The following is a 12,965-nucleotide window of genomic DNA, read 5'->3' on the forward strand; positions in this document are numbered from 1 at the left end:
GTCAGTCTGCCGGTCCCGAGTTGACGGTGGACGCCTGACGGTTGACGATCCGCGCCAGATCCGAGGCGTTGTCGCGGTGTTCCTGCGGGGTCGTTCCGTAGGCGGCCTTGAACGCCCGGCTGAAGTGGGCCTTGTGGGGAAACCCCCACCGCGCCGCGATGGTCTGCACGGGCTGGTTGCGCAGCGCCGGGTCGGTCAGGTCGCGTTGGCACCGGGCCAGTCGCAGGTCCCTGATGTACGACGCCACTGTGGCGTCCTCGCCCTCGAACAGGCGGTGCAGGGACCGCACCGAGATGTGGTGGGCGTCGGCGACGACCTGGGGGTCGAGGGTCACCTCGCCGAGGTGGCGGTGGATGTACGCCTGCACCTGGGTGAGCAGCGCCCGGCGGCGGACCTCGGTGGGCACGGCGTCCTCGGCGACGAGGTGCCGGCCGAGCATGGTGGTGGCCAGGTCGAGCCCGACCGCGCCGAGCCGTCCGGCGTCGGCGGCGTGGTACTGCTCGGGGTGCCCGGTCACCTGGAGCAGGAACTGCGCCAGCAGCGCCCCGATCCCCTCGCTGCCGGACATCCGGCCGCCGTAGAGCGCGGCCATCCGCTGTGGCGGTAGCGGCAGGGCGGCGTGCGGGATCAGCGTGATGATCGAGGTGGCCTGGTCCCGCTCGGGCTCGGTGGCGTGGTGGCAGACGTCGTGCGGCCGGGACCCGTCGTAGAAGGTGAACTCGCCGGCCAGGATCTCGCTGCGGCGACCGTCCTGGCTGGAGGTGCCGATGCCGCCGGTGGTGAGGGCGAGGATGTACAGCTCCGGGTCGGACTGGCGGACCAGCTTGCGGGTCCGGGTGGCGTCCAGCGACGGGTATTCGTACTGCACCAGCTGGACCGGGCCGAGGTCGGTGAAGTCGGCGCGGGCGGCGAAGTCGTCGCTGTGCGCGGACCGGATGCGCAGCGGCGCCGAGGTGCGCGCCACCAGGTCCAGCCACATGCCGAACCGTTCGCGCGGCGGCAGAACCGTGGTGTCGATGGTGTCTCTCGCCAGCATCGGGCGCCCCTAGCCCGCTCGGCGCTGGATCAGCGCCTCGACGCCGTCGAGGATCCGGTCCAGACCGAAGGCGAACTCGTCGTCGGGGTGGTCGTCCTGGCTGAGCACGCCGGCGCTGAGCACCCGGTGCAGCGCGGGGAAGCGGGCCGGGTCGATGAGCCGGCCCACCAGCCGGGCGTACCCGGGCATCATCTCGGCGGGCTCGACGCCGGCCGCCCGGCTGCCCTCGGCGATCTGCGACGTGAGGGTTGCCTCGTTGCGGACGTACCCAGTGATCAGCAGCAGCACCGACATCTTCTCGTTCTCGCCGAGCGCGGTGCCGTCGAGGCAGCGCAGCCCGTCCTCCATCCAGCCGAGCTGCTGCGGGGTGATCGGTGGGCCGCTGATCGGGACGTGCAGCAGCCAGGACCGTCGCCGCAGCACCTCGTGTTCGGCCCAGGCCCACCGGGTGAGGCCGGTACGCCAGTCGTCGCGCGGGCCGGGCGGGCCGGGGGAGGGGCCGTACCCGGTGTCCACCATGAGCATCAGCAGTTCGTCCTTCGAGCCGACGTACCGGTAGAGGGCCATGGTCGCGGCGCCCAGCTCCTTGGCCACCCGGCTCATCGACACGGCGGCCAGGCCGTCGGCGTCGGCCACCCGGACCGCGGCGTCCACGATGGTGGGCACGCTCATTCCCGGCCGGGGCCCCTTGGGTGGTCGCTCCCGCAGCCCCCAGGCGCTCTCGATGGCCGGCGGGAGTACGGGCCCGCTGTCGTCTGTCTTCGCCGCCACATTTCCTCCCTTGCCTCGCCATCCTAGTTCTGCGTATGGTCTACGCATAACAGCGTATGGCATACGCAGAAAGAAGGATGATCATGAAGACCACCACCACACCGGCAGCGCGCGCCGGCCGGAGGGAGTGGATCGGGTTCGCGGTGCTGATGCTGGCGCTGCTCCTGGTCTCGATGGACGTGTCGGTGCTCTACTTCGCCGTCCCGTTCATCAGCGCGGAGCTGCGCCCCAGCGCCACCGAGCAGCTCTGGATCTTCGACATCTACGGTTTCGTGCTGGCCGGGCTGCTGATCACGATGGGCGCTCTGGGTGACCGGATCGGCCGACGCCGGCTCCTGCTGATCGGTGCCACCGCGTTCGGGGCGGCGTCGCTGCTGGCCGCGTACGCCGACAGCACCGCGACGCTGATCGCCGCCCGCGCCCTTCTCGGCGTCGGTGGCGCCACCCTGATGCCCTCGACGCTGGCCCTGGTGCGCAACATGTTCCACGACGCCAAGCAGCGCGGCACCGCCATCGGCGTCTGGACCGCCACCCTGACCGGCGGCATCGCCCTCGGCCCGGTGCTCAGCGGCATCCTGCTGGAGCACTTCTGGTGGGGCTCGATCTTCCTGATCAACATCCCGGCGATGCTGATGCTGCTCCTGCTCGCCCCGCTGCTGGTGCCCGAGTTCCGCAACCCGGCGACCGGGCGGTTCGACCTGATCAGCGCGGCGCTGTCGCTCGGCGCGCTGCTGCCGGTGATCTACGGCATCAAGGAGATGGCCCGCGACGGCGTCAGCCCGCTGCGGGTGCTCGCCATCGTCGGCGGTGTGCTGGTGGGCGCGCTCTTCCTGCACCGGCAGCGGACCCGGGCGTACCCGATGGTCGACCTCGCGTTGTTCCGCCGACGCGGCTTCGCCGGGTCGCTCGCGGTCAACCTGCTGGCGATGTTCGCCCTGGTCGGATTCGCCATCTTCACCACCCAGCACCTCCAGTTGGTGCTCGGCCTGAGCCCGCTGCGGGCGGCACTGTGGAGCCTGGTGCCGTCGCTCGCGGTGGGCGGGGTCGCGCCGGCAGCCGCAGCCCTCGCCCAGCGCGTCGAGCGGGCGTACCTGATCGGCGCGGGCTTCGGCATCGCCGTGGTCGGCTTCGTGGTGCTGACCCGGGTCACGCCGGAGACGCCGCTGTGGCTGCTGCTCGTCGGCGCCAGCGTCTACGCGGGCGGCCTGGTGATGGTGATGTCCCTCGTCACCGAGCTGGTCCTCGGCGCGGCGCCGCCTGAGCAGGCCGGTGTCGCGTCGGCGCTGACCGAGTCCAGCAGTGAGCTGGGCGGCGCGCTGGGAATGGCGATCCTGGGCAGCGTCGGCGCGGCGGTCTACCGCCGCGAGATCGTCGACGGCCTGCCCGCCGGGCTGCCCACCGACGCCGGCGACGCGGCCCAGGAGACCCTGGGCGGTGCGCTCGCGGTCGCCCAGGGGTTGCCGGCGGAACTGGCCGACGCGCTGCTGCACGCCGCCCGGGTCGCGTTCACCGACGGGCTGCACCTGGCCGCGTACGCCGCCATGGCGGTGATGCTGCTGGGCGCCGTCACCGCGCTGGCCGCGCTGCGCGGCGTCCGACCGGCCGACTCCGCGGCGTTGGCCGCCGAGCCGACCGGTCCGGCCGACACCTCGTTGTCGTCGGTCAGTCGATGAGCACGTGCGCGAGTCGGTCGCGGAAACGCCGCTCGGAGTCGCTGACCGACTCGCCGCCGATGCCCAGCAACCCACCGCTGGAGGCGGCGCCCACCACCTGCTCGGCGATCTTCACGAGCCAGTGCTTGTACGCGCCGGCCTCACCCTCGTCGACCCGCGCGGCCAGCAGTTCGGCCGCCTCGCCGGCCCGCAGCAGCACGTCGTCGAGGTAGGCCCCGGGGTCGGCGGGCGCGATGACCGGCAGCTCCTCACCGGTCTCCGGGTCGCCGACCCGGGTGACGATCTCACCGGCCACGGCGGCGACCAGCGGGCTGGCCGACTCCCGGCCGGCGGCGATGGTCTCCAGCCCGGCCGCGTTCTCCGCCATGGTCCGGCGGGTGCCGTCGGACTCGGCGGCGCTCGCCGCGGTCAGCACCGACTGCGGGAGGCCGACCAGCAGCCCCCATTCCTCGTCGGAGAACCCGAACCCGGTGTACGCCGGCTGCTCGATCACGGCAACGCCCCTTCCGCCCTGCTCTGCTTGATCAATCGGTGCTCTGCTTGGTCGATCCACCGGGCCCGAGACCGGTGCCCGGGTCAGGCTAGTCCAGGGTCAGCAGGCCCTGTTCGGACACCACGCGCACCGACAACGTCTTGTACCCGACCTCATCGAAGAGAACCGTCATCTTGTCGTCCTCGTAGGAGAGCACCAGGCCGGGGCCCCACTCGGGGTGACGCACCTGGCTGTGCACCGGGAACGGCCCGACCGCGCCCTGGTCGGCCACGCTGGTGCCGTTGTGGCAGTTGTCGCAGTGCCCGCAGACCTGCGTCATCTGCTCACCGAAGTACGCCAGCAGGGTCTGCCCGCGGCAGGCCAGGGTCTCGGCGAAGGCGCGCATCATGTCGGTGCGGGACCGGGTCACCGTCTGCTGGCGCTCCGCCTCGGCCAGCGCCGCCGCCGCGGCGTCGGCCGGGGTGGGGGAGTACCGGGGCGCGCCGATGCGCTGCCGGGCGCGGGGCTCGGCCGCGCCGATCTGCTCCAGCAGGGAGAGGTACTGGCCCAGCTTGCGCGGCCCGAGGCCGGTGCTCTCGCGCAGTTCGGTCTTGGTGGCCGCCTTCTTGCGCAGCAGCGCGGCGAGGTCGCGCAGCTCGTCGACGTCGGGCAGGCCGCCGCTGAAGAACCGTTGCAGGCCCACGTCCTCGGCCTGCCACAGCAGCAGCACCCGGGCCGGTTGCCCGTCGCGCCCGGCCCGGCCGATCTCCTGGAAGTAGCTGTCCGGTGAGTCCGGCAGCGCCATGTGCACCACCCAGGCGATGTTCGGCTTGTCGATGCCCATGCCGAACGCCGACGTCGCCACCATGATGGGGACCTGGTCGGCGAGGAACGCCTCGTGCAGTTCGGCGCGCGCGCCGGCCGCCATCCCACCGTGGTAGAACTGCGCCGGGAAGCCGGCGTCGGTCAACCGGGTGGCCAACTCCTCGGCGGCGCGACGGGTCGGCACGTAGATGATCCCGGGCCGCTCGTCGTCCTGGAGCAGCGCGATCAGCCGCCGCCACCGGTAGTCCTCGGTGGGGCAGTGCGCGACCTCGACGAACAGGTTCGGCCGGTCCAGCCCGGAGACCACCACCTCCGGCTCGCGCAGCCGCAGCCGGGCGATGATGTCGTCGCGGACCGGAGGGGATGCGGTGGCGGTCAACGCGACCACCGGCGGTCGGCCGATGCCGTCGATGAGGTGCCCGAGCGCCAGGTAGTCGGGGCGGAAGTCGTGGCCCCACGCCGAGATGCAGTGCGCCTCGTCGATCGCCACCAGCGCCGGCTTCAGCGCCGCGACCTCGGCCATTCGTTCCGGGTTGCTGAGCTGTTCCGGGGTGATGAAGAGGAACTCCGCCCGGCCCTCGCGGACCTCGGTGATCGCCTCCGCCTGCTGGGTGGGCGACTCGTTCGAGCTGATCCGCACCGCCCGCAGCTCCGGGCGTTGCCGCTCGTTGAGGGAGGCGATCTGGTCCTGTTGGAGGGCCAGCAGGGGGGAGATCACCACCGTGGGGCCGGGGATCAGGCTGGCCGGGATCTGGTAGATCGCCGACTTGCCGGCGCCGGTGGGCAACACCACCAGGGCGTCGCGCCGCTTCATCACCGCGCGCATGGCGGCCAGTTGGTTGGGCCGCAGCGCCTTCCAGCCGAAAAGACTGCGGGCCGCGCGGCGCAACGTCATCGAGTGCGTGGACAGTTTCATCGAGGGCCGGAGGTACCCGAGCCCATGATTCCCGAAACGCCTTCGGGCGATCATGGGCTCGGCTGCCTCCCGCAGCTCAGCGCAGCCGGGGCAGGACCTCGCGCTGGTAGAGGTCGAACAGTCCCTGGTAGTGCGGGCCGGTGTTGGCCACGTAGACCTCGTCGAAGCCGGCCTTGGCGTACTTGTCGATCATTTCGAGGTGCGCGTCGGCGCTGTTGCCGCAGACGAACGCCTCCTTCAGCATCTCCGGCCTGACCAGCTCGCTGGCCTGCTCGAAGTGCCGCGGCGAGGGCAGCACCTGGGACAGCTCACCCGGCACCCCGGCGTTGGGCCAGCGCTCGTACGCGATCCGCATCCCCTCGTCCTCGCTGTCGGCGTACGCCGCCTTGAAGCCGGCCTGGCACGGCTTGTCGCCGCCGCCGTTCTCGCGGAAGCGCCGGACCATCTCACCGTCGGGCATCGTGCTGACGTAGCCGTCGCCGATCCGGGCGGCCAGGTCGATCGCCTTCGGTCCGAAGCCGGAGACGTAGATCGGCGGGGGAGCGTCGGGCAGCGTGTAGATCCGGGCCTGCTCCACCGTGTAGTGCTTGCCGTGGTGGCTGACGAAGTCGCCGCCCCACAGCGCGCGCAGCACCTCGACGGCCTCCTCCAGCATCTCCAGCCGGACGTCGGCCTGCGGCCAGGCGTCGCCGAAGATGTGTTCGTTGAGCGCCTCGCCGGTGCCGACGCCGAGCACGAACCGTCCGCCGTGCAGCACCGCGCTGGTCGCCGCCGCCTGGGCGATCACGGCCGGGTGGATCCGGACCGTCGGGCAGGTCACCGCCGTGGTCACCGGCAGCGAACAGACCTGGCTGAGCGCGCCGATCATCGACCAGACGAACGGGCTCTGGCCCTGGGCGTCCACCCAGGGGTGGTAGTGGTCGGAGATCCACAGCGCCTCGAAGCCGGCCCGTTCGGCACCGCGCGCCTGCTCCAGCAACTCGGCTGGCGTGAACTCCTCACTGGACAGAAAGTATCCGATCTTCATGACTTACCCCTTCGGCGCGCGGACTGCTGATGGGCAGAGCCGTACCCCGGTGGGGCCGGGTCACACCGGTGCTCGCCGTGGACCGGGTCAGCGTCGACCGAACATCGCCCGGATCGCGGCGAGCAGCAGCAGAGCGCCGACCACCAGGCCGAGCAGGCGTACGCCGGGGATGTCGGCCGGGCTCGTCGCGTCGGCCAGCGGGACGGGATCCATCCCCGCACTCTCCCCGGGGAGCGGGCCGCCAGGCAACTGTAAGGTTTATTGACTATTGAATCGCTCAGTGTGACCATGGCAGGACCGCCTGCCGGTGGCGGTGCGCCGAGGGCGCGTGAGAGATGGGGTACGGGGGCCGCATGAGCGAGCGCAACCAGCGGGTCGACGGGGGCGCACCGTCGTCGGCGATCGACGTCGGCCACTGCGAGGGGGCGCGGTGACCACGACCACCGGGCACCTCCGGGCGCTCGCCGCCGCCGTCCTGCAACCCGGCTTCGTCGGCACGACCCCGCCGCCGTGGGTGTGCCGCTGGCTCGGCGACGGCCTCGGCTCGGTGGTGCTCTTCGCCCGCAACGTCGTCGACACCGAGCAGGTGGCCGCGCTCACCGCGACGCTGCGCGCGGAACGGCCGGACGTCATCGTGGCGATCGACGAGGAGGCCGGCGACGTCACCCGGCTGGAGTCGGTCCACGGCAGCTCCCGGCCCGGCAACTTCGCCCTCGGCGCTGTCGACGACCCGGCGCTGACCGAGGCCGTCGCCCGGGACCTCGGCGTCGAACTGGCCGCGGCCGGTGTCACCCTCAACTACGCCCCGGACGCCGACGTCAACTCCAATCCGGCGAACCCGGTGATCGGTGTCCGCTCCTTCGGCACCGACCCGACGCTGGTCGCGCGACACACCGCCGCCTGGGTCCGCGGGCTCCAGGCCGGCGGCGTCGCGGCCTGCGCCAAGCACTTCCCCGGGCACGGCGACACCCGCGTCGACTCACACCACGACCTGCCCCGGATCACCGCCGACCGGGCCCGGCTGGACGCCTGCGAACTGGCCCCGTTCCGCGCCGCCGTGGCCGCCGGTGTGCAGGCGGTGATGACCGGTCACCTGCTGGTGCCCGCGCTCGACCCGCAGCTGCCGGCGACGCTGAGTCAGCGCATCCTCGGTGGCCTGCTCCGCGACGAGCTGGGCTTCTCCGGCGTGGTGGTCACCGACGCGATGGAGATGCGCGCGGTCGCCGACCGGTACGGCTTCGCCGGTGCGACGGTCCGCGCCCTCGCCGCCGGTGCCGACGCGATCTGCATCGGTGGCGAACGGGCCGACGAGCAGGCCGCCCGCGAGCTGCGCGACGCCATCGTGGCCGCCGTCATCTCCGGCGAGTTGCCCGAGGAACGGCTCGCCGAGGCCGCCAAGCGCGTCGGTCAACTCGCCGCCTGGACGGTGGCCGCCCGGGGCACCGGCTCCGCCGCGGCGCGCGCTGCCGACGTCGGGCTGGTCGCCGCCCGCCGGGCCGTCCGGGTCACCGCCGCCCCGGGCGCGACGGGCGCGCTGCCACTGACCAGCGCCGCACACGTCGTCGAGTTCGAGCCGCTGCGCAACATCGCCATCGGCGCCGAGACCCCCTGGGGCATCGGCGGGCCGCTGGGCGAGCTGCTGCCCGGCACCAGCACCGTCCGCTACGCCGAACCCGACGTGCCGGCGGACCCGGGCGCCGGGGCGGGCACCCGGCCGCTGGTCCTGGTCGTCCGGGACCTGCACCGCCACGACTGGATGCGCGCCGCCGTGCACCGCGCGTTGGCCGTCCGCCCGGACGCGGTGGTGGTCGAGTTGGGCGTGCCCGAGCTGGTCACCGGGGCGGTGCACCTGGCCACCCACAGCGCCACCCGGGCCAGCGGACGGGCCGCCGCCGAGGTGCTCAGCGGCGCCCGCTGACCCGCCCGGCTACGGGAGGTCGGCGACCAGATCGGCGTACTCGGGGTGCTTGTCGATGAACGCGGCCATGAAGGGGCACTGCGGCACCACCGTGGCACCGCGCGCCCGGAGCTGGTCCAGCGTGCCGCGGATCAGCGCGCCGCCGACCCCCTTGCCCTGAAAGCCCCGGTCCACCTCGGTGTGGGTGAAGACCAGGACCTCACCGCGCATCAGGTACGCGGTGTAGCCGGCCAGCGCGTCGTCGACCAGGATCTCGAAACGGTGCTTCGCCGGGTTGTCCTCGACCAGGGTGCTCATCCGGCCATTCTCCCCGCCGCGTCGGCCAGCGCGTCGAGTTCGCCCAGCAACCGGTCCACCTCGTCGGCGGTGTTGTAGTGGTAGATGCTGGCCCGCACCGCGCCGCCGCTGTCGCGCAGACCCATCAGATGGAAGTACTCGTAGGCGTAGTAGTCGCCGACGGAGAGACAGAGCCCGGCGGCGCCCAACGCCTCCTGGACGGCCGCTGGTGACATCCCGGCGACCCGGAACGAGACCGTCGGGCAGCGCCGGGCCGGCGAGCCGTAGACGGTGATTGCCGGGCGCTGCGCCAGCCCGGCGAGCAGCCGGTCCAGCAGCGCCTCCTCGTGGGCCTGGGCGGCGGCCAGCCCGGCCCGCAGCCGGGCCCGCCGGTCCCCGACCGCGTCCGGATCCAGCCCGGCCAGGTGATCCACCGCGGCGGCCACCCCGGCCAGCAGCGGGAAGCTCGGCGTGCCGTACTCGAAGCGCTCCGGCACCGCGTCGGAGGACGGCAGCAGCTTCGCCGGGCGCAGCGTCGCCCAGAGAGCGGGGTCCGCCACCATCGCCGCCAGGTGCGGCCCGGACCACTTGTACGCGCTGGTGACCAGCACATCGGCACCGAGCGAGGTCAGGTCGGTCGGGACGTGCGGCACCGAGTGCACCCCGTCGACGTAGACCAACGCGCCGACCGCGTGCGCGGTCTTGGCGATCGCCGGCACGTCCGGCATGGTGCCGATGGCGTTGCTGGCGGCGGTCACCGCCACCAGCCGGGTCCGCTCGCCGACCAGGTCGGCGTACTGGGCGGCGGGCAGCTCGCCGGTCTGCCGGTCGATCTCCGCCCAGCGCACCGTCGCGCCGGCCGCCTCGGCCGCCTGCACCCACGGCCGCACGTTCGCGTCGTGGTCGAGCCGGGAGACCACCACCTCGTCACCCCGGCGCCAGGTCGCGCCGAGCGTGCGGGCCATGGTGTACGTCAACGCTGTGGCACTCGGGCCGAGCACCACCCCGGCCGGGTCGGCGCCGAGCAGGTCGGCCACCGCCGAACGGGCCTCGGCCACCAGCTCCAACGACCGGCGGCCGGCCACGTTGGCGGCGCTGCGGTTGCCGACCGCCATCCGCATGGCAGCGGTGACCGCGTCGATCACACCGGCCGCGGTCTGGGTGCCGCCGGCACCGTCGAAGTGGACGAAGCCCTCGGTCAGGGCGGGGTACGCGGCCCGGGTACGGGCGATGTCGAACGGCATGTCCCGGACCCTAGCCGGTGCTCCCGCGACACCGTCCGGCCACCGGGTGATCACCGATCGACTGTGACATCGCGGGCGTCTCGTACTCTTGGCGAGGTGACGAACCAACCCGCCACCATGCCCATGCCCTCCGTCCGCCGCGCCGCCGGTCTCTTCGCCGGTGTGGCGCTCGGCCTCGCCGTGCTCGCCGGGTGCAGCTCCCAGGGCGCCTCCACCGACTGCGGGCTGGACGCCTGCACCGTCACCTTCGAGCGGGGTGTCGACGCGAGCGCCACCATCCTCGGTGTCGAGGCCAAGCTGGTCGGCGCCGAGGGCGACCAGGTGACAGTCGAGGTCGCCGGCGAGCAGCTCACCCTCACCACCGGGCAGCAGGCCACCGAGGCCGGCGGCTTCGCGGTGACCCTGGACAGCGTCACCGACCAGCAGATCAAGATCCGCGTATCGCGTAACCCGGGGAGCTGACCCGGGCGGGCGGCGGTGGCCGACGTTTGGAAATCTTCGTAAACGGAGATTGTGGCGCCATGTCACTTACCCGTAACGCCGAAGCCACCGCCTCCCGTACGGCGGACAGCCGGTGGCTGGAACTCCTCGCCCGGGCCGGCTTCATCGGCTACGGCATCGTGCACCTGCTCTTCGCCTGGCTGGCGTTGCAGATCGCGTTCGGCACGTCGTCCGACGACGGCGACCAGTCCGGCGCGCTGCGTACCCTCTCCCAACAGCCCCTCGGCAAGTTCCTCGTCATCGCCGTCGCGATCGGCCTGCTCGCGATGGCGATCTGGCAGGGGCTGGAGGCGGCGGTCGGGCACCGCGCCGAGCGCGGCAAGGAACGGGTCATGGAACGGCTCGCGTCGGCCGGCCGGACCATCGTCTACCTCTACTTCGCCTGGACCGCCTTCAAGGTCTTCTCCGACGCCGGGTCGAACAGCGCCGACCAGCAGGAGGCGCTGACCGGCAAGCTGATGACCTCCAGCGGTGGCCGCTGGCTCGTCGGCCTGGCCGGGCTGGTGCTCGCCGCGATCGGTGTCGGCCTGGTGATCTACGGCGCGCTCAAGAAGTTCGAGAAGCACCTGAAGACCGGCGAGATGAACCCGAAGACCCGCCAGCTGGCCCGCCGGCTGGGCATGGCCGGGTATGTGGCCAAGGGTGTCGCGTACGGCATCGCCGGTCTGCTGGTCATCGTGGCCGCGGTGAACTACGACCCGGAGAAGGCCCGTGGTCTGGACGCCGCGCTGCACACCCTGCGTGAGCAGTCGTACGGCACGTTCCTGCTGACCCTGGTCGCCCTGGGCATCGCCGCCTTCGGCGTCTACTGCTTCCTCCAGTCCCGGTACCGCAAGGTCTGAACTGGTCGATTCCTAGGCCGTCGGGCACTCTTGGGCTTTTGCCCGGAGTGCCCGACGTCTGGTTGAAGGGGAGCACCGAAGCCGTGCAGAACTATCTCGAAACGGCCGTCGCCGCGCTCGTCGCGGCGGCGGTCGCCCTGTTCCTGGTCGAGGTCGTCCACCGGTTGACCCGGCGTTTCGGTCGCCGGTCACTGCTGTTGACCGAGTTGACCGAGCACGCGCACCGCCCGTTCCAGGTCGCCGCGACGGTCCTCGCCGTGCAGTTCGCCGTCCGCTTCACCACGGGGTACGCGGTGGGCGAGGGCTGGCGGCGGCTCCTGCTGCACCTGCTCATCCTCGGTGTCATCGCCACACTGGCCTGGCTGGTCGCCTGCCTGCTGGTCGTCGTGGAGGACACCGCGCTGGCCCGGTTCCGGGTCGACGTGCCCGACAACCGGCACGCCCGGCGGGTACGGACCCAGGTGGTGATGCTGCGCCGACTGACCATCGCGGTGATCGTCATCCTGACCGTCGGCGTGATGCTGATGACCTTCCCCAGCGTGCGGGGCATCGGCGCCGGTGTGCTGACCTCCGCCGGTGTGGTCGGTGTGGTGGCCGCGCTCGCCGCACAGAGCCTGCTCGGCAACGTCTTCGCCGGCCTCCAGCTCGCCTTCAGCGACGCCGTCCGGCTCGACGACGTGGTCGTCGTGGAGGGGGAGTGGGGGCGCATCGAGGAGCTGACCCTCAGCTACGTGGTGGTGCAGATCTGGGACGACCGACGGTTGATCCTGCCCACCTCGTACTTCACCAGCAAGCCGTTCCAGAACTGGACCCGGACCGAGGCGGCGGTGCTCGGCACCGCCGAGTTCGACGTGGACTGGGCGGTGCCGGTGCAGACCATGCGTGAGGAGCTGCGCCGACTCGTCGAGGGCACCGAGCTGTGGGACGGGCGGGTCTGCGTCCTCCAGGTCACCGACGCCACCGGCGGGACGGTGCGGTTGCGCGCGCTGGTCAGCGCCGCCGACGCGGGCAGTCTGTGGGACCTGCGCTGCCTCGTGCGGGAGCACCTGGTCGCCTGGATCCGGGACAACCGCCCGACCGCGATGCCCCGGCTGCGCACCGAGCTGGGCGACTCCACCAGCAACCTGTCCTGGCAGTGGGTGCAGCCGCGGCGCCCGGCCCGGCGTCCCTCCGACACCGAGGCGCCCGACGACGCCCGGGTCTTCGGCGGCAGCGACGACGGCGACGCCCGCAGCGAAGCCTTCGTGGGCCCCGACGAATCCCGCCAGTAGCACCCCGCCCCGCCCGCGCGCCCCGCCCGCGCCCCGCGCGCCCCGGAAGATCGTGCAACTTCCTGGTTGTAGTGGCCTCCACAGCGGTCGAGGCCCCTACAACCAGGATCAAGCGCGATCTTGCCCGGCAGACCCCGACGATCATGGGACTGACGGGTGCGTACGCCTGATTTGTCCCCGCCAACCTCATGAT

The 12,965-nt window shown here is 72.3% G+C and carries 13 protein-coding genes; 5 read left to right on the top strand and 8 right to left on the bottom strand.

The genetic code is table 11. From position 1 onward, the window contains the following. Window position 1: 1 nt before the first annotated feature. Both KBX26_RS13465 and KBX26_RS13470 read right to left on the bottom strand, forming a co-directional pair. On the bottom strand, window positions 2-1,036 hold the full coding sequence (locus KBX26_RS13465; protein ID WP_210865551.1) for a helix-turn-helix domain-containing protein: 1,035 nt from the start codon (window positions 1,034-1,036) through the stop codon (window positions 2-4). Between the two features lie 9 nt (window positions 1,037-1,045). Continuing rightward, window positions 1,046-1,807 carry a TetR/AcrR family transcriptional regulator gene (locus KBX26_RS13470; protein ID WP_210861116.1) on the bottom strand — a complete coding sequence of 254 codons (762 nt, stop codon included), beginning with the start codon at window positions 1,805-1,807 and terminating at the stop codon, window positions 1,046-1,048. An 83-nt stretch (window positions 1,808-1,890) separates the two neighbouring features. Here KBX26_RS13470 and KBX26_RS13475 point away from each other — a divergent pair, with 83 nt between their 5' ends. Then, on the top strand, window positions 1,891-3,480 hold the full coding sequence (locus KBX26_RS13475; RefSeq protein WP_210865552.1) for an MFS transporter: 1,590 nt from the start codon (window positions 1,891-1,893) through the stop codon (window positions 3,478-3,480). On the opposite strand, the gene KBX26_RS13480 is transcribed toward KBX26_RS13475, so the two are convergent. The 4 genes from KBX26_RS13480 to KBX26_RS32745 all read right to left on the bottom strand — a co-directional run bounded on the left by KBX26_RS13480 (window position 3,470) and on the right by KBX26_RS32745 (window position 6,933). Further along, window positions 3,470-3,973, bottom strand: a complete 504-nt coding sequence (locus tag KBX26_RS13480) for a hypothetical protein (protein WP_210865553.1) — start codon at window positions 3,971-3,973, stop codon at window positions 3,470-3,472. The genes KBX26_RS13475 and KBX26_RS13480 overlap by 11 nt on opposite strands. Before the next feature lie 88 nt (window positions 3,974-4,061). Continuing rightward, window positions 4,062-5,693, bottom strand: coding sequence for a RecQ family ATP-dependent DNA helicase (locus KBX26_RS13485; protein WP_210865554.1), 1,632 nt, complete (start codon window positions 5,691-5,693; stop codon window positions 4,062-4,064). Window positions 5,694-5,769: 76 nt separating this feature from the next. Next, window positions 5,770-6,720 carry a TIGR03557 family F420-dependent LLM class oxidoreductase gene (locus tag KBX26_RS13490; protein ID WP_210865555.1) on the bottom strand — a complete coding sequence of 317 codons (951 nt, stop codon included), beginning with the start codon at window positions 6,718-6,720 and terminating at the stop codon, window positions 5,770-5,772. A gap of 87 nt (window positions 6,721-6,807) precedes the next feature. Further along, window positions 6,808-6,933, bottom strand: coding sequence for a hypothetical protein (locus tag KBX26_RS32745; protein ID WP_256443624.1), 126 nt, complete (start codon window positions 6,931-6,933; stop codon window positions 6,808-6,810). 217 nt (window positions 6,934-7,150) lie between these two features. Here KBX26_RS32745 and KBX26_RS13495 point away from each other — a divergent pair, with 217 nt between their 5' ends. Continuing rightward, window positions 7,151-8,638 carry a glycoside hydrolase family 3 protein gene (locus tag KBX26_RS13495; protein WP_030334942.1) on the top strand — a complete coding sequence of 496 codons (1,488 nt, stop codon included), beginning with the start codon at window positions 7,151-7,153 and terminating at the stop codon, window positions 8,636-8,638. A gap of 9 nt (window positions 8,639-8,647) precedes the next feature. Here KBX26_RS13495 and KBX26_RS13500 read toward each other — a convergent pair whose 3' ends face one another. Together KBX26_RS13500 and KBX26_RS13505 are read right to left on the bottom strand one after the other, a co-directional pair. Further along, a complete protein-coding gene (locus KBX26_RS13500) occupies window positions 8,648-8,935 on the bottom strand; it encodes a GNAT family N-acetyltransferase (RefSeq protein WP_030334940.1) in 288 nt (95 codons plus the stop codon). Next, window positions 8,932-10,158, bottom strand: a complete 1,227-nt coding sequence (locus KBX26_RS13505) for a cysteine desulfurase-like protein (protein WP_030334937.1) — start codon at window positions 10,156-10,158, stop codon at window positions 8,932-8,934. Before KBX26_RS13505 ends, KBX26_RS13500 begins: the two co-directional genes overlap by 4 nt. Window positions 10,159-10,254: 96 nt before the next feature. Here KBX26_RS13505 and KBX26_RS13510 point away from each other — a divergent pair, with 96 nt between their 5' ends. From KBX26_RS13510 to KBX26_RS13520, 3 genes are all read left to right on the top strand, one after another. Beyond that, the gene (locus tag KBX26_RS13510; protein ID WP_210862680.1) at window positions 10,255-10,620 is read left to right on the top strand and encodes a hypothetical protein; all 366 of its coding nucleotides are present in this window, start codon (window positions 10,255-10,257) and stop codon (window positions 10,618-10,620) included. Window positions 10,621-10,679: 59 nt separating this feature from the next. Next, window positions 10,680-11,501 (top strand): DUF1206 domain-containing protein, encoded by an 822-nt coding sequence (locus KBX26_RS13515; RefSeq protein ID WP_030334933.1) that lies wholly within the window; start codon window positions 10,680-10,682, stop codon window positions 11,499-11,501. 83 nt (window positions 11,502-11,584) lie between these two features. Beyond that, on the top strand, window positions 11,585-12,772 hold the full coding sequence (locus KBX26_RS13520) for a mechanosensitive ion channel family protein (protein WP_210863720.1): 1,188 nt from the start codon (window positions 11,585-11,587) through the stop codon (window positions 12,770-12,772). The last annotated feature ends 193 nt before the right edge of the window (window positions 12,773-12,965 follow it).

The organism is Micromonospora sp. C97, from assembly GCF_018070385.1.
Classification (GTDB): Bacteria; Actinomycetota; Actinomycetes; order Mycobacteriales; family Micromonosporaceae; genus Micromonospora; species Micromonospora parva.

What these genes read in the sequence shown, in the direction of transcription:
- KBX26_RS13465 (WP_210865551.1), bottom strand. Translation starts at nt 1,036, where the DNA reads ATGCTGGCGAGAGACACCATCGACACCACGGTTCTGCCGCCGCGCGAA.
- KBX26_RS13475 (WP_210865552.1), top strand. Translation starts at nt 1,891, where the DNA reads ATGAAGACCACCACCACACCGGCAGCGCGCGCCGGCCGGAGGGAGTGG.
- KBX26_RS13485 (WP_210865554.1), bottom strand. Translation starts at nt 5,693, where the DNA reads ATGAAACTGTCCACGCACTCGATGACGTTGCGCCGCGCGGCCCGCAGT.
- KBX26_RS13490 (WP_210865555.1), bottom strand. Translation starts at nt 6,720, where the DNA reads ATGAAGATCGGATACTTTCTGTCCAGTGAGGAGTTCACGCCAGCCGAG.
- KBX26_RS32745 (WP_256443624.1), bottom strand. Translation starts at nt 6,933, where the DNA reads ATGGATCCCGTCCCGCTGGCCGACGCGACGAGCCCGGCCGACATCCCC.
- KBX26_RS13500 (WP_030334940.1), bottom strand. Translation starts at nt 8,935, where the DNA reads ATGAGCACCCTGGTCGAGGACAACCCGGCGAAGCACCGTTTCGAGATC.
- KBX26_RS13505 (WP_030334937.1), bottom strand. Translation starts at nt 10,158, where the DNA reads ATGCCGTTCGACATCGCCCGTACCCGGGCCGCGTACCCCGCCCTGACC.
- KBX26_RS13515 (WP_030334933.1), top strand. Translation starts at nt 10,680, where the DNA reads ATGTCACTTACCCGTAACGCCGAAGCCACCGCCTCCCGTACGGCGGAC.